General features: G+C 45.3%; 17 protein-coding genes. 3 read left to right on the top strand and 14 right to left on the bottom strand.

Features of this window, described 5'->3' with window-relative positions; translation table 11 throughout:
• Nucleotides 1-65 precede the first annotated feature (65 nt).
• The 5 genes from lysS to xerD form a co-directional block, all read right to left on the bottom strand.
• The gene (gene lysS, locus BDE27_RS15575) at nt 66-1,586 is read right to left on the bottom strand and encodes a lysine--tRNA ligase (RefSeq protein WP_099131654.1); all 1,521 of its coding nucleotides are present in this window, start codon (nt 1,584-1,586) and stop codon (nt 66-68) included.
• A 9-nt stretch (nt 1,587-1,595) separates the two neighbouring features.
• A protein-coding gene (prfB, locus tag BDE27_RS15570) for a peptide chain release factor 2 (protein ID WP_099131653.1) occupies nt 1,596-2,694 on the bottom strand; the annotation gives its coding sequence in 2 pieces (ribosomal slippage) (nt 1,596-2,618 and nt 2,620-2,694; 1,098 coding nt in all).
• Nucleotides 2,695-2,827: 133 nt separating this feature from the next.
• A complete protein-coding gene (gene recJ, locus BDE27_RS15565; RefSeq protein ID WP_099131652.1) occupies nt 2,828-4,561 on the bottom strand; it encodes a single-stranded-DNA-specific exonuclease RecJ in 1,734 nt (577 codons plus the stop codon).
• 70 nt (nt 4,562-4,631) lie between these two features.
• Nucleotides 4,632-5,333: a bifunctional protein-disulfide isomerase/oxidoreductase DsbC gene (gene dsbC / locus BDE27_RS15560; protein WP_099131651.1), complete on the bottom strand. Its 702-nt coding sequence runs from the start codon at nt 5,331-5,333 to the stop codon at nt 4,632-4,634.
• Nucleotides 5,334-5,366: 33 nt separating this feature from the next.
• Nucleotides 5,367-6,338, bottom strand: coding sequence for a site-specific tyrosine recombinase XerD (xerD, locus tag BDE27_RS15555; protein WP_244208806.1), 972 nt, complete (start codon nt 6,336-6,338; stop codon nt 5,367-5,369).
• A gap of 124 nt (nt 6,339-6,462) precedes the next feature.
• Here xerD and fldB point away from each other — a divergent pair, with 124 nt between their 5' ends.
• Nucleotides 6,463-6,981: a flavodoxin FldB gene (fldB, locus tag BDE27_RS15550; RefSeq protein ID WP_099131713.1), complete on the top strand. Its 519-nt coding sequence runs from the start codon at nt 6,463-6,465 to the stop codon at nt 6,979-6,981.
• Between the two features lie 6 nt (nt 6,982-6,987).
• Here fldB and BDE27_RS15545 read toward each other — a convergent pair whose 3' ends face one another.
• Nucleotides 6,988-7,443 carry a protein YgfX gene (locus BDE27_RS15545; protein WP_099131650.1) on the bottom strand — a complete coding sequence of 152 codons (456 nt, stop codon included), beginning with the start codon at nt 7,441-7,443 and terminating at the stop codon, nt 6,988-6,990.
• Entirely contained in the window at nt 7,424-7,690 is a 267-nt protein-coding gene (gene sdhE, locus BDE27_RS15540; protein ID WP_099131649.1) for an FAD assembly factor SdhE, read from the bottom strand. Before sdhE ends, BDE27_RS15545 begins: the two co-directional genes overlap by 20 nt.
• 250 nt (nt 7,691-7,940) lie before the next feature.
• Between sdhE and ygfZ the strand changes: the two genes are divergently transcribed.
• Together ygfZ and BDE27_RS15530 are read left to right on the top strand one after the other, a co-directional pair.
• The gene (gene ygfZ, locus BDE27_RS15535; RefSeq protein WP_099131648.1) at nt 7,941-8,942 is read left to right on the top strand and encodes a tRNA-modifying protein YgfZ; all 1,002 of its coding nucleotides are present in this window, start codon (nt 7,941-7,943) and stop codon (nt 8,940-8,942) included.
• 16 nt (nt 8,943-8,958) lie between these two features.
• Complete coding sequence (locus BDE27_RS15530) at nt 8,959-9,564, top strand: HD domain-containing protein (RefSeq protein ID WP_099131647.1); 606 nt, start codon at nt 8,959-8,961, stop codon at nt 9,562-9,564.
• A 319-nt stretch (nt 9,565-9,883) separates the two neighbouring features.
• Here BDE27_RS15530 and gcvP read toward each other — a convergent pair whose 3' ends face one another.
• The 7 genes from gcvP to BDE27_RS15495 all read right to left on the bottom strand — a co-directional run bounded on the left by gcvP (nt 9,884) and on the right by BDE27_RS15495 (nt 19,248).
• Complete coding sequence (gene gcvP / locus BDE27_RS15525) at nt 9,884-12,760, bottom strand: aminomethyl-transferring glycine dehydrogenase (RefSeq protein ID WP_099131646.1); 2,877 nt, start codon at nt 12,758-12,760, stop codon at nt 9,884-9,886.
• Nucleotides 12,761-12,904: 144 nt separating this feature from the next.
• Nucleotides 12,905-13,297 carry a glycine cleavage system protein GcvH gene (gene gcvH / locus BDE27_RS15520; RefSeq protein ID WP_099131645.1) on the bottom strand — a complete coding sequence of 131 codons (393 nt, stop codon included), beginning with the start codon at nt 13,295-13,297 and terminating at the stop codon, nt 12,905-12,907.
• A gap of 24 nt (nt 13,298-13,321) precedes the next feature.
• Entirely contained in the window at nt 13,322-14,419 is a 1,098-nt protein-coding gene (gene gcvT, locus BDE27_RS15515; protein WP_099131644.1) for a glycine cleavage system aminomethyltransferase GcvT, read from the bottom strand.
• A gap of 372 nt (nt 14,420-14,791) precedes the next feature.
• On the bottom strand, nt 14,792-16,024 hold the full coding sequence (gene ubiI, locus BDE27_RS15510; RefSeq protein ID WP_099131643.1) for an FAD-dependent 2-octaprenylphenol hydroxylase: 1,233 nt from the start codon (nt 16,022-16,024) through the stop codon (nt 14,792-14,794).
• A gap of 22 nt (nt 16,025-16,046) precedes the next feature.
• Entirely contained in the window at nt 16,047-17,237 is a 1,191-nt protein-coding gene (gene ubiH, locus BDE27_RS15505; protein ID WP_099131642.1) for a 2-octaprenyl-6-methoxyphenyl hydroxylase, read from the bottom strand.
• A 24-nt stretch (nt 17,238-17,261) separates the two neighbouring features.
• The gene (pepP, locus tag BDE27_RS15500; RefSeq protein WP_099131641.1) at nt 17,262-18,578 is read right to left on the bottom strand and encodes a Xaa-Pro aminopeptidase; all 1,317 of its coding nucleotides are present in this window, start codon (nt 18,576-18,578) and stop codon (nt 17,262-17,264) included.
• A gap of 82 nt (nt 18,579-18,660) precedes the next feature.
• A complete protein-coding gene (locus tag BDE27_RS15495) occupies nt 18,661-19,248 on the bottom strand; it encodes a YecA/YgfB family protein (RefSeq protein ID WP_099131640.1) in 588 nt (195 codons plus the stop codon).
• Nucleotides 19,249-19,393: the final 145 nt, after the last annotated feature.

The following is a 19,393-nucleotide window of genomic DNA, read 5'->3' as shown; positions in this document are numbered from 1 at the left end:
ATATGTAAAAACGCTCTGGCCGATTAATCGGCCAGAGCGTTTAACTGGTTTTAATCAAAAAATGATTATTTATGCGTATGCGGACGCATTGCCGGGAACAGGATAACGTCACGGATGGTATGGCTGTCAGTGAACAACATCACCATACGGTCGATACCAATCCCTAAACCTGCTGTTGGCGGCAAGCCGTGCTCCAACGCAGTAATGTAGTCTTCATCATAGAACATCGCTTCGTCATCACCCTGATCTTTCTGGCGAACCTGCTCTGCAAAGCGCTCTGCCTGATCTTCCGCGTCGTTCAGCTCCGAGAAGCCATTACCAATTTCACGGCCACCAATGAAGAATTCAAAACGATCAGTAATGAATGGGTTATCATCGTTACGACGTGCCAACGGAGAAACTTCTGCCGGATATTCTGTAATGAATGTCGGCTGAATCAGGTGGCTTTCTGCGGTTTCTTCAAAGATTTCACACTGAACACGACCTAAGCCCCAGCCCTTTTCAACATCAATGCCCAAGGATTTCGCGATAGCAACCGCTTTGTCCATATCATCCAGATCCGCCATGTTGGTTTCTGGACGATATTTGCAGATCGCTTCTTTCATAGTCATCTTGGCAAAAGGCTGACCAAAATCGAATTCCTGTTCGCCGTATTTCACCAATGTTGTACCCAGTACTTCTTGGGTCAAAGTACGGAACAGTTCTTCGGTCAGTACAATCAGATCTTGGTAATCCGCGTATGCCATGTAGAGTTCCATCATAGTGAACTCTGGGTTGTGGCGCGGAGAAACACCTTCATTACGGAAGTTGCGGTTGATTTCGAAAACACGCTCAAAACCACCTACCACTAAACGTTTCAGGTACAATTCCGGCGCAATGCGCAGGTACATGTCGATATCCAGCGCGTTATGGTGCGTAATGAATGGACGCGCACTTGCACCACCTGGGATCGCCTGCATCATTGGCGTTTCAACTTCCATGAAGCCTTTTTGGATCATGAAGCTGCGTAATGCCGACATCACGTGGGAACGGATCTGGAATGCCTTGCGTGATTCATCATTCGAGATCAGATCCAAATAACGCTGACGATAGCGAGTTTCCTGATCCGCCAAGCCGTGGAATTTATCCGGTAGTGGGCGCAATGCCTTAGTCAGCAGGCGCAGCTCAGTACAATGGATAGAAAGCTCACCCGTTTGAGTTTTAAACAGCTTACCGCGTGCGCCTAAAATGTCACCCAAATCCCACTTCTTGAACTGAGTATTGTAAATACCTTCCGGCAGATCATCACGGGAAACGTAAATCTGAATGCGACCACCCATATCTTGCAGGGTGGCAAAAGAGGCCTTACCCATAATACGACGTGTCATCATGCGACCAGCAACGGTTACTTCGATGTCCAGTTCTTCCAATTCTTCCTTAGTCTTGTCATCGTATTGGGTATGCAGATCTGCGGAAATGTTTTCGCGGCGAAAATCATTTGGGAAAGCAATGCCATTGCTGCGCAGGGCTGCCAGTTTTTCACGGCGAGTTTTCAGTTCGTTATTTAAATCAGGAGCCTGTTCAGCTCCCTGTTGTTGTTGTGACATTTTAGTTCCTCACAGGCCAGCTTTTAAGCTTGCCTCAATGAATTTATCCAAATCCCCATCCAGCACTGCTTGTGTATTGCGGGTTTCTACACCAGTACGCAAATCTTTAATGCGGGAATCATCCAAAACGTAGGAGCGAATCTGACTGCCCCAACCGATGTCCGATTTGTTATCTTCCATTGCTTGTTTATCTGCATTCTTCTTCTGCATTTCCAGTTCGTACAGTTTTGCTTTCAACTGTTTCATCGCCTGGTCTTTGTTTTTATGCTGAGAACGGTCTGTCTGGCATTGGGTTACAATACCCGTCGGTACGTGAGTGATACGTACTGCAGATTCGGTTTTGTTAACGTGCTGACCACCAGCACCAGAGGCACGGTATACATCAATGCGTAAATCAGCCGGATTGATTTCGATATCAATATCATCATCCACTTCTGGGTAGATAAAGGCAGAGCTGAATGATGTGTGACGACGACCACCTGAATCAAAAGGACTTTTACGTACCAAGCGATGAACGCCGGTTTCTGTACGCAACCAACCGTAAGCATATTCACCCATGATCTTGATAGTGGCAGATTTCAAACCAGCAACGTCACCATCAGACTCTTCAATAATCTCTGTCTTAAAGCCTTTGGACTCTGCCCAACGCAGGTACATACGCATCAACATGCTGGCCCAATCCTGTGCTTCTGTACCGCCAGATCCCGCCTGAAGATCCAGATAGCAGTTTGCGCTGTCATATTCGCCAGAAAACATGCGACGGAATTCAAGTTGGCTTAGCTTCTCTTCCAGCTGTTCCAACTCAGCGATTGCCTCATTGAAGGTTTCTTCATCATCAGCTTCAACGGCCAGCTCCAGCAGGCCGTTCACATCTTCCAATCCCTGGGTCAGCTGATCAATGGTTTCTACGATGCTTTCAAGTGATGAACGCTCTTTACCCAACGCCTGTGCCCGTTCCGGTTCATTCCAGACATCAGGCTGTTCGAGTTCAGCATTGACTTCTTCTAAACGTTCTTTCTTGGCATCATAGTCAAAGATACCCCCTCAGAACTGCTGTCCGCTCAGACAGGTCCTGAATGTGATTTTTTACCGGATTAATTTCAAACATATTTTGTGTCTTATACTTGTGTATTATGAATAAATGATGGTCGCATGGATATTTTCGAACCGCGTATTGTAACGGATCTATCAAGGGGTTTATAGCCTTCATCTTTTAAATGCAGTTCGAAAACTAAGTTCATTCAATAGGGCCAAATATGCTGGATCAAAAGCTGGACATCACGATTACCACGAAATTCGTTAATATCCAGTTTATAAGCCAATTCTACCGTTTTGATACTATTATCCGGCCAGCAACTGACATCAATATTAAATGCAATGCCATCTAACATTGGTCCACCATTTAATGGTTCAAGCATGACTTTCAGGTGCTTTTCACCCACGATGCGCTGTTGCAGTAGCTTGAATTTGCCGTCAAAAACGGGTTCCGCAAACGCCTGCCCCCACGGGCCTCCATCACGCAGAATTTCAGCAACTTCCAGCGATAACTCTTCCAATGCTAATTCACCGTCGCTCCAGATCACCCCTTCAAGTTGGGCTATATCCATCCAGTCTGCTACCAACTCGGAAAAATAGCGCTGAAAGAGGTCAAATTTGTCTTGTTCAATCGACAATCCCGCTGCCATCGCATGACCACCAAATTTCAACATCAATCCTGAGTGCAGAGTATCAAGACGTTCAAGTGCATCTCGCATATGTAAGCCATTTACGGAACGTCCTGAACCTTTCAAAGTGCCATCGCCCGCCGGAGCAAAAGCAATGACAGGACGATGAAAACGCTCTTTTATACGTGATGCCAAAATACCCACAACCCCCTGATGCCATTCGGGATGGTAAATTGCTAATCCGTAAGGTAATTGGGTATGGGTTCGCTCGATTTTATCGCAAATCTGCAAGGCCTCTTGCTGCATACCTTGTTCGATTTCCCGACGAGTTTGGTTCAGGCCATCCAACTCGCAAGCAATCTGACGGGCTTGCGTCATGTCATCGGCCAGTAATAATGCCACCCCAACGGACATATCATCCAGACGTCCGGCTGCATTTAATCGTGGCCCCAACGCAAATCCCAAATCACTGGCTGCCAATTTTGTCAATTCCCGTTTGGAAATTTCGAGCAGCGCCCGTATTCCCGCACAGCAACGCCCTGCCCGAATGCGATTGAGTCCTTGATATACCAGAATGCGGTTATTGGTATCGAGGGGAACCACGTCAGCCACTGTACCCAATGCCACTAAATCCAGCAGCTCCGCCAAATTGGGTAATGGAATACCTTGTTGCTCAAACCATGCCAATTTGCGCAATTCAGCCCTGAGTGCAGACATCAGATAAAATGCAACACCAACCCCTGCCAGGGCCTTAGAAGGAAAGGAGCAGTCAACTAAATTGGGATTAATAATGGCATCTGCGGCTGGCAGTATTTCGCCCGGTAAATGGTGATCAGTGACGATCACCTTGATGCCATGTTGATGTGCCGCAGCTACACCATCATGGGACGAGATCCCATTATCTACGGTGATAATCAGATCTGCGCTTCTTTTAACAACTTCATCAACCACCTGAATGCTTAATCCATAACCATCCTCAAAACGGTTTGGAACAAGATAGTCAAGGTTACGATATCCCATTGCACGCAAGGCGCGGATGCTCAATGCGGTACTGGTTGCCCCATCAGCATCAAAATCACCAACAATCACGATACGCCAATGTTCATGTAATGCAGTGATCAACAAGGCAACTGCCTGCTCAATGCCATTGAGGGATTGGTAATTGAGAAGTCCCTTTGCACTACGCTCCAATTCATCGGCTTGACGTATGCCACGCATAGCGTATAAGCGGCGCAATAACGGATGAATATCGTTGGGAAGATGATCAGGATCCGCCACTGGCCGGCGGCGGAGTTGTATTTCTCTACTCACAGTTTCTTATTCACTGATTTTTTATTCACGAGTTTTTGTATTCACTGAATGGGAACATGAACTATTTCAATTATTCGCCATGATGTTCCAACGCAGCCTGCAAATCTTTCGGTGACAAGTAACCACCGAGCACGCTGCCATCTTTTAGGACGATCGCCGGTGTGCCCTGAACACCAAACTGCAAGCCTAACTGATATTGTTTAGCGATATCTGTCTTACACTCTTTAATTGGGGAGATATTTTCGCCTTTGAAAGCAGCATTCAGTGACTTACTCGGTGTTGCACTGCACCAAATAGACTGCATATCTTTAGCTGACTGGTGTTGCAAACCATGACGAGGAAACGCTAGGTAACGGACAGTAATCCCCAATTCGTTGTATTCTTGCATACTCTCATGCAATTTACGGCAATAACCACAGGTAATATCAGTAAAAACAGTAACAACCTGTTTTTCTTTTGGCGCTTTGTAAATAATCATTTGATTTTTCAAAGCTTCCAATTTTTTAATCACAACCTGGCTGCTGACATTTTTGGGTACTTTGCCACTAATATCATAAAGTGGCCCTTGTAACAGGTACTTACCATCATCAGACATATAAATAATGCCATGCTCGGTTAAAATTGAACTCACACCTGGTAGTGGTGATGGAGTGATACTTTCTGCCTTAATTCCCATTTTAGACAGTGTATTATTGATAGTACTCTCATCAGCAAAGGCATTGCTGACAACAGCTGTCAACAGTAATGAAAGGCAAAACGCGATCTTCTTCATTATTCGTTCCTTTATTTTCACTTAACTCCGCAGCTATCCACGGGGGTGATGTTGTTGATGCAGCACTTTGAGACGTTCAGTGGCTACATGGGTGTAAATCTGGGTTGTGGAGAGGTCACTATGGCCTAATAACATCTGCACAACACGCAAGTCTGCACCATGATTAAGTAAATGTGTTGCAAAAGCATGGCGTAAGACATGGGGTGACAAGCGTTCAGCATCAATGCTTGCCAATACGGCATAATGTTTGATCCGATGCCAGAATGTCTGGCGTGTCATCTGCGTTCCGCGCTTACTGGGGAAAAATACATCAGATACAGAACCATTTAATAACCACGGGCGTCCATATTCCAGATATTTTTCCAGCCAATAAACAGCCTCTTCTCCCAAAGGAACCAATCTTTCCTTATTTCCCTTACCCACAATTCTGACCACTCCCTGACGTAAGCTCACATCAGATAAGGTCAGGCCAACCAGTTCTGAAACTCGCAATCCGCAAGCATAAAGCACTTCCAACATAGCTTTATCCCGCAATTCGATTGGTTGGTCAACTAAAGGCGTGTTAAGCAAATCTTCAACTTGTTTTTCACTTAAGTCCTTAGGCAGTCGTTTAGGCAATTTAGGCGCAGATAATAATGCTGTTGGATCATCTTCCCGCATTCTTTCACGATATAGATACTGAAACAATCGTCGCATTGCGCTCAACAATCGGGCTGAACTACTGGCTTTATAACCGCCATCCACTCGCTCAGCCAAAAATGATTGTAATTCTATCGACTGCACTGAAAGTAAATCATGACCATAATGTACCAGCCAATTGTTCAAGGCTTGTAAATCAAGTTGATAAGAAATCAAGGTATTTTCAGCCAGATCTTTTTCCAGCCAGATGGTATCAAGAAATTGCTCTATCAGGGGATTGGCCGATGGATGTGGTTTCGTTGGATGCTGTTTAATTCCATCATCTTCCGATGAGTAGTTATCTGATAGGTGGTGTTTTCTTGGCATTATTTCTCCTTATTCCCCCTTTCTGTCTGCCTATCTGCGCCTTCCAATCGGCTATTATGCCTGAAAAAGCAATTATTCTGTTACAATACCGATCTTGATATTCGAAATTCCCTGATAATTAATGATGAAAATTGGTCTCTTTTACGGCTCCAGTACCTGTTATACAGAAATGGTAGCAGAAAAAATACGCGATATACTCGGTGAAGATCTGATCGAACTACATGATGTCAAGGATTGTGATCCCCGCTTGATGGAGGAATATTCTGTCCTGGTCCTCGGTATCCCTACTTGGGATTTCGGTGAATTACAGGAGGATTGGCTGGCTATTTGGGATCAACTTCCCTCGTTAGATCTGGCAGGAAAAATCGTTGCTATGTATGGAATGGGCGATCAGATCGATTATGGTGAATGGTTTTTGGATGCATTGGGAATGCTGTATCACCATCTGCTACCAACGGGTGTACAGTTTATTGGGTTTTGGCCAACAGACGGTTATGAATTTACCAGCCCGAAACCGCTGTCCGAAGATGGTAAACATTTTGTCGGGCTGGCTCTGGATGATGTGAACCAATTCGAACAAACAGATGAACGCTTAGGCGAATGGTGCATGCAGATATTGGCTGAAATGGAAGCGCTGTTTTAACGGTCGTCACCGTCCAGGGTATTGGCGCATCAATTGATTCAAATGACGCCAGGCAGCAGGCGATATACTATCTGATGCTATCCATAATCGAATTGGCGGTTGGTAGCGCATATTTTCTGCCTGACTATTTTCTGCCTGACTAAATGCATGGAGCATAACCACCATTCCATAGCGATGGAACCACGGTGGCTGAGTGATGCGCCAGGCAGCTTTTTGCCAATGCACTTTGTTGCCTTTGAACAGTACCAACCTGCCCTGACACTGCCGGATATTTTTCTGGCTCCATGCCCAACTGCTTATAATGATGGCAAACAGTGAAAACCAGAAAAATGGAAGCCAAAAACAAGCGCTGTTAATCGGCCAGAGTGCCACCAAAGCAGCAATTGCGACTACACCATGCACGCCCGTGGAAAACAGGCGAGTATGGCGAGACTCTCTTAATTTACTGTTCCACAGGACCACGGGCTTGGTTTCTGCTCTGGATCAATTTCACCATATGATACAGCTCATCATCTTCAGGCCGTCCATGATTCATGAGCCAATTGAAAAGGTCGGGATCTGGGCACTCCAGCAAACGGACGAAAATTCGTTTGTCATCATCACCCAATGAATCATATTCATATTCAAAAAATGGCATGATAGAAATATCCAGTTCACGCATTCCACGACGACATGCCCAGTGAATACGTGCTTTATTATCAATGTCCATGTTTAAAAAGCCTCTTTATCATTTTCATTCGTGCCATTAAGACGGTAATAAGATTATTAACGATTCTGGCCTGTTTTTCATCATCTGCATCGGTGGGATCATGAGATATATCGACAAGATGCGAAGCCTATCGCAACAAATTGACCATGCATGCCTTATCCATAAATAACAAGAATAACTCCTTTGCATTAAACCGCATCTCTTTTACCATTAACGTTATTTCTTAGTTAGTTTACTGGCAGGAGCTGCTATGACTTATCAAACTCCGTTTTCTGCACAAGATCCATCCCCTTCTGCAACACTACCACTGACTTTAATTTCCCTTGATGATTGGGGGATAGTGACAGCCATTGGCGCTGATACGAAAAAGTATCTGCAAGGTCAGATTACAGCCGATCTTACTTCTCTGAATGATAACCAGCATGTGTTAACTGCCCATTGTGATGCCAAAGGCAAGATGTGGAGCAACTTACGACTGTTTCAGCGTGGTGAAGGTTTTGCCTATATTGAACGCCGCTCATTGTTAGAAACCCAATTAACTGAATTGAAAAAGTATGCTGTGTTTTCTAAAGTGACGCTTGCCAAAGATGAAGCAAATATCTTGCTCGGTGTCGCTGGCACAGGAAGTCGGGAAGCGCTGACAACCCTCTTCCCAACCCTGCCTGATACCGAATCTCCTGTTATCCAGCACGAAGCCACAACCCTTCTCCACTTCGCGCTTCCCGCTGAACGTTTCCTTATCGTCACGGACAAAACAACTGCCGCTAAATTGACCGAAACGTTAGTTGAAGAGTTTCAATCGCAGTTGAATGACAGCCAACAATGGCTGGCGCTGGAGATTGAAGCAGGGTTCCCAGTGATTGATGCTGCCAGCAGCGCACAATTTATTCCACAAGCAACCAACCTGCAAGCAATCGAAAACGGTATCTGCTTCAAGAAAGGCTGTTATACCGGTCAGGAAATGGTAGCCAGAGCCAAATATCGTGGGGCAAACAAGCGAGCCATGTACTGGCTGGCAGGTAATGCTTCTTCCCTGCCTGCCGTTGGCGATGATTTGGAATGGCAATTGGGCGATAAATGGCGTCGGACAGGCTCAGTATTGGCAGCGGTCAAACTGGTTGATGGTTCAATCTGGGTACAAGTTGTCATGAATAATGATATGGAAGCAGAGAGTGTATTTCGTATCCGCGATGATGAAGGTAGTGTTCTTACCCTTCAAACATTGCCTTATTCACTAAACGAAGAAAAATAACTATTGAGGTTTTTGTATGTCATTAGCTGTACCTCCTGTTGATTTCGGCCCTTTTACCGATGTCATTGCGTTTATTATGGAACTGGATCAATTAAAATATGTCCATCGCAGAACAAAGTTATTGAATAATACGCGCCATGAAAACTCCGCTGAACATAGCTGGCATTTTGCTATTGCTGTGCTTGGCTTTGCTCCTTATGCCGGAGATGTGGATATTAGCCGCGTCGTACAGATGGCTTTGATTCATGACATAGTTGAGATCGATGCGGGTGATGTTATCGCGTTCGATCTGGCTGCCCGTGAAGCCATTCACGAACATGAAGTGAAAGCAGCTAACCGTATTTTTGGCTTATTACCGGAAACCCAGGGAAAATACTTTTTGGAACTTTGGCACGAATACGAAGACGCCATCACACCGGAAGCGCGTTTTGCTAAAACCCTCGATAGAATTATGCCGGTATTTATGAACCTGCATAACGAAGGACAGAGCTGGGTTGAGAATAATATTCGCTTTGAGCAAGTTTACAATCTGCTCCACTTTGTTGCCGAAAGTTATCCTGAACTATGGAAATACCTGCTACCACAATTAGAAGCAGCAAAAGAAAAAGGCTGGTTGAAATAATTTCCTGCCTTTTCTCCTCTAATCCCCTAAATCAAGCTGTCAGGTACCACTGGCAGCTTTAAGATTCTTTCTTAGTTCCTTTTTTAAGCGAAGCTCACGTTATTTAAGCAAAATAGAAATTCAAGTTGCCAGATACGACGACAAATCACATCAATTTTTGTCATTTGAATATTATGCAAAATCGAAGAATTATAAAATCAATCAGCAAATTGTTATCATGACAGTCATTACCCCGTATATTAATTTAATTAATAAAAAAAGCAGTGTCAGCAATATTTCCTAACACTGCTTTCGTTGAGTCTCGTTAATTTATTTATGACTAACGATAATTTTCAATTGGCGCACAAGAGCAATGTAAATTGCGATCACCGTAAACATCATCAAGACGTTTAACCGTCGGCCAGTATTTATTGGCTTTCGTTTCCGCAGTTGGGAAAACGGCAATTTCACGGCTATAGGCATGATCCCAATCAGAAATGAGTTCAGCCTGAACGTGTGGGGCATTGACCAATGGATTATCTTCCAAAGGCCATTCTCCGCTTGCCACTTTGCTGATCTCTTGTCGAATTGCCAGCATTGCGTCAATAAAACGATCAATTTCAACTTTACTCTCTGATTCCGTTGGTTCAACCATCAAGGTTCCCGCAACCGGGAATGACATGGTTGGTGCATGGAAACCGTAGTCAATCAAACGCTTGGCAATATCCATCTCACTAATGCCGAATTCTTCTTTCAGTGGGCGAATGTCCAGAATACATTCGTGAGCAACGTACCCATCACGTCCGGTATAGAGGATTTCATAAGCGCCTTTCAGACGGGCTGCAATGTAGTTTGCATTCAGGATCGCAACCTGGCTGGCCTGTTTCAGCCCTTTTGCCCCCATCATGCGAATATACATCCAGCTAATTGGCAGGATAGATGCACTGCCAAATGGCGCTGCGGATACTGCACCTAATGTAGTGACTTCATCCATTTCAACCACTGAATGACCTGGCACAAATGGTGCGAGATGTTTTTTCACACCAATCGGTCCCATTCCTGGACCACCACCACCGTGTGGAATACAGAAGGTTTTATGCAGGTTCAGATGCGAAACATCCGCACCAATAAAGCCCGGAGTTGTAATCCCGACTTGTGCGTTCATGTTCGCACCATCAAGATAAACCTGCCCCCCGTTTTGATGAATAATTTCACAAATTTCACGGATGGTTTCTTCATAGACACCGTGCGTTGACGGGTAAGTCACCATGATACAGGCAAGATTGTCACTGTATTTTTGCGCTTTTTCACGCAAATCAACCAGATCAATGTTGCCTTCTTTGTCACAGTCCACAACAACAACGGTCATTCCTGCCATATGAGCAGAAGCCGGGTTTGTGCCATGCGCAGAGCTTGGAATTAAGCAAATATGGCGATGTTGTTCACCACGGCTGGCGTAATAGCGACGAATTGCCAGCAGACCGGCATATTCCCCTTGGGCGCCGGAGTTTGGCTGCATACAAACAGCATCATATCCCGTCAACAATACCAGCCAATGGGAAAGTTGGCTGATCATCTGGTGATAACCCTGCGCTTGTTCTGGCGGGCAGAACGGATGCATATCAGTGAATTCAGGCCAGGTAATCGGCATGATTTCCGCCGCTGCATTCAGTTTCATGGTACACGAACCCAGCGGGATCATGGCTTGATTCAGCGCCAGATCTTTACGCTCCAGACTGTGCATATAACGCATCATGTCAGTTTCGCTGTGGTAACGACGGAAATTGTCATGTGTCAAAATGTCGTCATTACGCAGCATGGAAGCTGGAATAGATTGGCTGCCTGTCGCGATTTCACGATCAAGAGCATCAATATCCAGCACTGAGTCAGAACCTGTAATCACTTGATACAGGGTTACTAAATCATCGCGGCTGGTTTTTTCACTCAAGGATACACCGACGGCACCAAGAATATCGGTACGCAAGTTAATTTGTGCTTTAGCCGCTCTTGCCAGTACCTGAGCCTTATCTGACACTTCAATCGCCAATGTATCAAACCATGTCTTATGACGTAGTGTGATACCCGCCTTTTGCAAACCAGCAGCCAGAATATCTGTCAGTCGGTGAATACGGTTAGCAATGCGCTTCAAACCTTCAGAACCGTGATAAACGGCGTACATTCCCGCAATATTGGCCAGTAAAACTTGCGAAGTACAGATATTGGAATTCGCTTTCTCACGACGAATGTGCTGCTCGCGGGTTTGCATCGCCATGCGCAGTGCCCTGTTACCCGCTGCATCACGGGAAACACCGATAATACGACCCGGCATGGAACGTTTGAATTCATCTCTACATGCAAAGAAGGCAGCGTGAGGGCCGCCATATCCCATCGGCACACCAAAACGCTGTGCAGAACCAAATACAATGTCGGCACCTTGTTTGCCCGGCGCGGTCAATATGACCAATGCCATGAAATCCGCAGCAACGCTGACAATGATTTTACGCTCTTTCAGTTTTGCAATCAGGTCACTGTAATCATGGACTACACCCGTCGTTCCTGTTTGTTGCAGCAGGACACCAAAAACCCCTTCCAGTTCCAGTACTTTTTCTGCTTTATCAACAATGACTTCAAATCCAAATGTTTCAGCACGGGTATGTACTACATCCAACGTTTGTGGATGAATATCATCTGCCACAAAGAAACGTTCAGCCCCTTTCAGCTTACTGATCCGTTTTGCCATTGCCATCGCTTCTGCGGCTGCTGTTGCTTCATCCAGTAGTGAAGCAGAAGCAAGATCTAAACCTGTCAGGTCAATTGTGACTTGCTGAAAGTTCAGCAAGGCTTCTAATCGGCCTTGAGAAACTTCCGGTTGATAAGGGGTATATGCAGTATACCAGCCCGGATTTTCCAACAAATTACGCAAAATAACGGGGGGAAGAATTGCGGGTGAATATCCCATACCGATATACGATTGATAGCGCTGGTTCTGGCTCGCTATCGCTTTCAATTCAGCCAGGGCCTGTTGTTCAGTCACACCTTCACCAACCGCAGGAGGTTCTGATAATGCGATATCACGAGGAACAATTTTATTGGTCAAATCATCAAGAGAATTTGCACCTACTATCGCCAGCATCTCTGTTTGCTGTTCAGCAGAAGAACCAATGTGGCGACGAATGAATTCACCTTGATTTTCAAGTTGGATTAATGTCTGAGTCATTGATGATAATTTCCTGAAACTCGCTATGCCTTCTATCTTTCAAGTTACAGTTTTGATGCCTATCACTTGAAATCCATTGGCTATAAAAAACGGCATACAAAAAAACGCCCCACTCACAATGTGATATGGGGCGATTCAAAAACATTATTCGTCTTCTTCCAAGAGTGACCGATAGCTTTCGGCATCGAGCAAATTAGCGAGTTCACTCTCATCGGTTATTTTAATGCGGAACAGCCAACCTTCGTTATAGGGTTCACTGTTCACTAATTCGGGAGAACTTTCCAGGTCAGAGTTAACCGCAATAATCTTACCACTCACTGGTGCGTAAATATCAGAAGCCGCTTTGACTGACTCTACAACAGCACAATCATCACCACTATTTACTTTTGTGCCTATTTCAGGCAAATCAACAAATACCATATCTCCCAATAAATTCTGGGCATGTTCGGTAATGCCTACGGTATATTCACCATTTCCTTCCGAGCGAACCCATTCATGTGATTCTGTATATTTTAATTCTACTGGTACATGACTCATCGTTGCCTTCTCCTTGTTTTTTGTTCAATCTACAAGTGATTTGCCCATCCGTACAAAGCCAGGTTTAACAACCTGAACAGGAATTTCACGATTACGGAGCTGGACAACCGCCTGTTCACCAATACCTTGCGGTACACGTGCAAGGGCTATACTAAATCCTAAGGTTGGAGAGAATGTTCCGCTGGTAATTACTCCAGAACGCATTTCTCCGGAACCATCAGTGAAACTGACAGTTAAACCACCACGCAATACCCCTTTTTCACGCATGACCAGTCCAACTAATTGTTCAGTATTCGTTTCACGTTGTCTTTCCAATGCTTCACGGCCAATGAACTGACGATCTTCCGGTTTCCAGGCAATTGTCCAGCCCATGTTGGCGGCCAACGGTGAAATAGTTTCATCCATTTCTTGACCATAAAGGTTCATGCCCGCTTCAAGACGCAATGTGTCACGCGCCCCCAATCCTGCAGGTTTTACCCCTACAGCCAACAACTGCTGCCAGAAATCTGCCGCGTGTTCTTTAGGCAGTGCAATTTCATAACCTGCTTCACCGGTATAACCCGTCGTAGCAATAAATAGATTTCCCGACTGGACACCAAAGAAAGGTTTAATGCCAGTTATCGTCTGCTTCTGCTCATCGCTTAGCAGTGATTGAACTTTCACTTGCGCGTTTGGTCCCTGAACAGCAATCAGAGCCAAATCATCACGCACAGTCATTTCAACGTCATATTTCTCAGCATGTTGGTTAATCCATGCCAGGTCTTTCTCGCGGGTCGCTGAATTCACAACCATGCGATAAAAGTTATCAGTGAAGAAATAAACAATCAGGTCATCAATAACGCCAGCGGAAGCATTTAACATTGCGGTATACAGTGCTTTGCCCTGCTCGGTGAGTTTAGCAATGTCATTGGCCAGAAGATAACGGAGAAAATCACGACAACCTGGACCGTGTAGATCCACAATTGTCATGTGGGAAACGTCGAACATACCGGCATCAGTACGCACTGTATGATGCTCGTCGATTTGTGAACCATAGTGCAGGGGCATCATCCAGCCATGAAAATCTACCATGCGTGCTCCGCATGCCAGATGTTGATCATATAGTGGGGTGTGTTTTGACATTATTTCCCTCTTTACATTCTTGACATGAAAACATTCGTGACCTGAAAAAACAGACGGCGCATTAACCGGCAGGTGTTGGATCATGAAGCAAAGAAACGGTTAATCACGCAAACGATACCTTGGGATCAGAAGTTACCACTGAAACAGGAAATGAACCATAAAATAAATTAGCTGCATTGCAGCGGCAATCCAAAAAGACCCTTATTGCCATGCAGAATTTTTGTCTAATTTATTACACAAAAACACTCAAAATTTTTAACAAATGACAGAAAACAATATTTTTAGATTGAAAAAAGGCTAAAGTATGAAGTAAATCGACTTAACACACTTTAGCCTAATATGAGAAAAACTAATTCTAATTCGCGGGCTGAATTAGATTTTTTCAACCGAAGCGGTTTGAGAGATCAGCCAATCAGGAAGGTCATTTAGCCCCATTGCATGACGAAGCAATTGCGGCTTCATTGCCGGTAAGTGATCAGCCAAGGATAACCCAATACCGCGCAATAATTTTTTAGCCGGGTTATTGCCATCAAATAGCTGACGAAAACCCTGCATACCTGCAAGCATAACCGCCGCACTGTGTTTACGGCGACGCTCATAACGCCCTAAATAGAGATACTGGCCGATGTCTTTTCCTTGCTGGTTTAAACGGCTCAATTCACCTATCAGTTCTGCCACATCCATAAATCCGAGATTAACCCCCTGACCAGCCAGTGGGTGGATAGTGTGTGCTGCATCGCCCAAGAGTGCCAATCTATGAGCGGCAAAATTGCGGGCATAACGCCCCGTCAATGGAATGGTTTGTCGATCACTGATCAGTTCACATTGACCAAGACGCATATCAAATGTCGCGCTTAGCTGCCGATTGAACAACGCGGATTCCATAGATTTGCGCTGTTGCGCAGATTCAGCCGGTAGTGACCACACAATTGAACATAAGTGAGGATCTGGCAGGGGCAGGAAAGCCAGTATCCCATCACCGTGGAAAACCTGACGCGCAACACCTTCATGAGACTCTTCAGTACGAATTGTCGCTACCAATGCATGATGTTCATAATCCCAGAAAGTCAGCGGAATATCTGCATGTTGACGCAGCCAAGAGTGAGCACCATCTGCACCAACGACTAAGCGTGAAGTCAGCATCCTTCCATCAGATAAAGTGATGAAAGCTTCGTTTTCTCCCCAGACAACATTCTTGAGAGAAGATGGAGTAAAGATCATCACATCTGGCAGATTTTCCGCGCGTTGCCAAAGTGCTTGCCGGATCACACAGTTTTCGATGATATGGCCCAGGTGTGTCAGTCCATTTTCCCCCGCATTAAACTGAATACGCCCGAAACTGTCCTGATCCCAAACTTCCATTCCCTGATAAGGGCTCGCTCGCATTGCAAGAATATCTTGCCAGACACCAAGATGGGTGAGTAATCGTTCACTGGCTGCATTGATGGCTGAAACACGCAACGCATATTCATCATTGACACCAAATGGCTTTGTCGGTGGGTGCTCTTCTACAATCGCGATGCGCAAACCACTACCTTGTAAACCACAAGCCAGCGCAAGGCCAACCATTCCGCCCCCTGCGATCACCACATCAAATGATTGCATTTTTTCTTTCCTCTTAATCTGCTTAATCTGCCAATGGTGACTGTGCAACCCAACCTAATGTCTGACGGGCAAAGAGATCCCGCATTGGGGATAATCTTTCCATTGTCTTCAAGCCAAGATTACGCCCCATTTTTAACGGTAAGTAGTCATTAGCGAATAACCTGACCAGCCCATCCGTGAGTTCAATGGTAGTTTCACGATCTGCCTGACGCTGTTGCTGATACTGTGCCAGTACTTTATAGGCGCCAATATCCTGTCCAGCAGTGGCCGCTACTGAAATGACTTGAGCCAAAGCCATCACATCACGCATCCCTAAGTTAAAGCCCTGTCCGGCTATCGGATGCAAAGTTTGGGAGGCATTACCTACCAGTGCTAAACGGTGGCTAATTTGCCTGCTGGCTGTCGACAACGTCAATGGATAACTATATCGTTGACCGGTTCCCAGCATTTTCCCCAAACGCCAACCAAATGCTTTTTGTAGCTGTTGGAGAAATTCATGCTGGCTCCAGTTATTGACTTCTGACTGTTTTTCCAGTGGATGACACCATACCAGTGAACTGCGCCCTTCCGACATAGGCAACAATGCCAATGGTCCATGTTTGGTAAAACGCTCGAATGCCCTTCCTTGAGGGTGTTCAGAAGTCAGCACATTGGCAATAATGGCTGCCTGTCCATAAGATCGCCGTTGAAAGGGTATATTACACGCCTGAGCTATCGCAGAGTGGCTACCATCCGCCGCGACCAGCAGTTCTCCTGTCAGTTTTTCGCCATTATTCAGCGAAACCACCACAGAACTTTCTAAACGTTCAACGGAACTCATTTTAGCCGGACAGTAAAGTTTAATATTTGGAGATTGTTTTAATAAATCAAAAAGATGAATTCCAGCATCATGCAATTCAATTACATTGCCCAATGCCGAAATATCATAGTCACTGGCGCAGATGTTGACGAAACCGCTATTACCGCGGTCGCTGACATGAACGTGAGTTATTGGGGTAACACAATGTTGCAATGCAGGCCAAATACCGATCTGATGCAAGCGCTGACATGTACCATAAGCCAAGGCAATAGCCCTCGCATCAAAACCAGGATGTTCCTTGGCCGGTTCTGCTGCTTCAATCAAGGAGACTTGTAATTGCCCCCGACTCAACGAGGCAATAGCCAGAGCCAATGTCGCTCCCGTCATTCCTCCGCCCACAATAATCACGTTCATTATAACTTCCTGATTACTTTAACCTTAACTGTGCTTTGCCTGAGCCATCAGAGCTTCTATTTCATCTGGATCTTTCACGACAAGCTCAGTCAGGTTTTCATTTCCTGTTTCCGTTATCACAATGTCATCTTCAATACGGATACCTATACCACGGTATTCCGGCGGGACATCTGCATCGGGTGCAATGTAAAGCCCTGGCTCTACAGTTAGCACCATACCAGGTTCCAGAATTCTATCGCGATCAACGCCGTAATCGCCTACATCATGCACATCCAGCCCCAACCAGTGACTCAAACCATGCATGAAAAATTGACGATAAGCATTGGTTTCGATCAATTGTTCGACTTCACCATGCATAATTCCCAATCTTACCAATCCCTTCACCATGACACGTACAACCTGTCTCGTGACCTCGCTTATGCTGATACCTGGTCTATACAGTTCCAAAGAAAGATTGATAGCTTCCAGCACAATGTCATAAATTTCACGCTGAGGGCGCGTAAACTTGCCATTTACCGGAAATGTCCGCGTAATGTCACCGGCATATCCCTCATATTCACACCCCGCATCAATTAACACTAAATCGCCATCGTTCATACGACGTTCATTTTCAGTGTAATGCAGAATACAGGCGTTTTCTCCCGCGCCAATAATGGTGTTATAAGCCGGATAACGCGCCCCCTGACGGGTAAATTCATGGTGAATTTCGGCTTCAAGCTGGTATTCAAACATACCAGAACGGCAAGCCTGCATCGCCCTGATATGCGCCTGAGCACTGATTTCCCCCGCTTTGCGCAAGATTTCTAATTCAGCTTCTGACTTAAACAGACGCATTTCATGCAGCCACGGGCGCCAGTCTGCCATGATCGTTGGCGCCTTAAAATTACGACGGCTGTTTTTTCGCAATTTATCCAAGGCACTAAAGACGATGTTATCAGCGTACTCAAATTCTCCCTGGGCGTGATAAACCACTTCCAAGCCATTCAATAACAAATAGAGTTGTTCATTGAGATCATCGAATGGCAGGGCACGATCCACCCCCAACTTTTCCAATGCAGCTTCTTGTCCAAGACGACGACCAAACCAAATTTCCGCAGTCAAATCGCGAATACGATTAAACAACACACTATGATTGTGGGTTTCGTCGCTTTTGATCAGTATCAGAACCGCTTCCGGTTCACTGAATCCTGTCAGATACAGAAAATCACTGTGCTGACGGTAGGGATATTCACTATCTGAATTACGTGTCGCAGGCGGAGCCGAAAAAATAATAGCCGCACTGGCTGGTGCCATTTTCGACAATAATGCCTGACGACGAGATAAATATTCTTGTTTAGTCATACCCTCTCCTGCAATTCCATATTGTTAGTTGGGATACCCCTTATCTTTCAAGGCTTGAAATTTATAGGGTGAATACCCCCAATCAGTGCAATGTTGGTTTTTCATTTTTTGCACTGCCTGAGGTTTTAGGTGTCGCAAACACGATATAACAGAGTTGAACTGCAACACGGACATATTCCAGCACTTCTTCAAGGGCTTGAGATAGCTCTTCTTGATCTTCGTCTTCATCATAGCCCAACATGCCGATGTTACGTAAATCGGTGATAACTTCCTGAATTTCTGGATTTTCTGTCAATTTAGGATTGGCTACGCCCAATCCGAGCAGAAAGTGGTTGACCCATCCCGCCAACGCTTCTGCGCATTCAAAAACCCCCGCCTCTTCATCAGGAAGCAACAGATGGAACGAGAAACTACTGTCATCCAGCAATTCAAACGTCGTTTCGTACAATTCCCTAAGCGGCAGAGCCAAAACCTGAGAAAATGCCAGGCCATCATTCGCAAGATCATGCACCAGTGTCTGCCAACTACTCTCGTGATTACCGCCATGATTTCCACTGCATAGTAACCCACTGATTAAGCCATGCATTTCTGCTGCTGTCAGTGCAACGGACTGTTGATGCAAAATTTCATCAAATGATTGATAATTAGGTAATGAGTTTTGTATAGACATGTATATTGATCATCGTTGGCGATATAAGTTCATGCTATGCTACCATCAAGGGGAGTCGCTATACCAGACAGCACACACCGATATATCCCCAATCGATTTCGAGATGCCGCGTTGATAGCAAGGGCACGAATCCCCAAAACATAGA

The organism is Xenorhabdus ehlersii, assembly GCF_003610465.1.
In the GTDB taxonomy this organism is placed as follows: Bacteria; Pseudomonadota; Gammaproteobacteria; order Enterobacterales; family Enterobacteriaceae; genus Xenorhabdus; species Xenorhabdus ehlersii.
This window is presented reverse-complemented; position numbering and strand designations above follow the sequence as displayed.

What these genes read in the sequence shown, in the direction of transcription:
- lysS (WP_099131654.1), bottom strand. Translation starts at nt 1,586, where the DNA reads ATGTCACAACAACAACAGGGAGCTGAACAGGCTCCTGATTTAAATAAC.
- dsbC (WP_099131651.1), bottom strand. Translation starts at nt 5,333, where the DNA reads ATGAAGAAGATCGCGTTTTGCCTTTCATTACTGTTGACAGCTGTTGTC.
- xerD (WP_244208806.1), bottom strand. Translation starts at nt 6,338, where the DNA reads ATGCCAAGAAAACACCACCTATCAGATAACTACTCATCGGAAGATGAT.
- fldB (WP_099131713.1), top strand. Translation starts at nt 6,463, where the DNA reads ATGAAAATTGGTCTCTTTTACGGCTCCAGTACCTGTTATACAGAAATG.
- sdhE (WP_099131649.1), bottom strand. Translation starts at nt 7,690, where the DNA reads ATGGACATTGATAATAAAGCACGTATTCACTGGGCATGTCGTCGTGGA.
- ygfZ (WP_099131648.1), top strand. Translation starts at nt 7,941, where the DNA reads ATGACTTATCAAACTCCGTTTTCTGCACAAGATCCATCCCCTTCTGCA.
- BDE27_RS15530 (WP_099131647.1), top strand. Translation starts at nt 8,959, where the DNA reads ATGTCATTAGCTGTACCTCCTGTTGATTTCGGCCCTTTTACCGATGTC.
- gcvP (WP_099131646.1), bottom strand. Translation starts at nt 12,760, where the DNA reads ATGACTCAGACATTAATCCAACTTGAAAATCAAGGTGAATTCATTCGT.
- gcvH (WP_099131645.1), bottom strand. Translation starts at nt 13,297, where the DNA reads ATGAGTCATGTACCAGTAGAATTAAAATATACAGAATCACATGAATGG.
- gcvT (WP_099131644.1), bottom strand. Translation starts at nt 14,419, where the DNA reads ATGTCAAAACACACCCCACTATATGATCAACATCTGGCATGCGGAGCA.
- ubiI (WP_099131643.1), bottom strand. Translation starts at nt 16,024, where the DNA reads ATGCAATCATTTGATGTGGTGATCGCAGGGGGCGGAATGGTTGGCCTT.
- ubiH (WP_099131642.1), bottom strand. Translation starts at nt 17,237, where the DNA reads ATGAACGTGATTATTGTGGGCGGAGGAATGACGGGAGCGACATTGGCT.
- pepP (WP_099131641.1), bottom strand. Translation starts at nt 18,578, where the DNA reads ATGACTAAACAAGAATATTTATCTCGTCGTCAGGCATTATTGTCGAAA.
- BDE27_RS15495 (WP_099131640.1), bottom strand. Translation starts at nt 19,248, where the DNA reads ATGTCTATACAAAACTCATTACCTAATTATCAATCATTTGATGAAATT.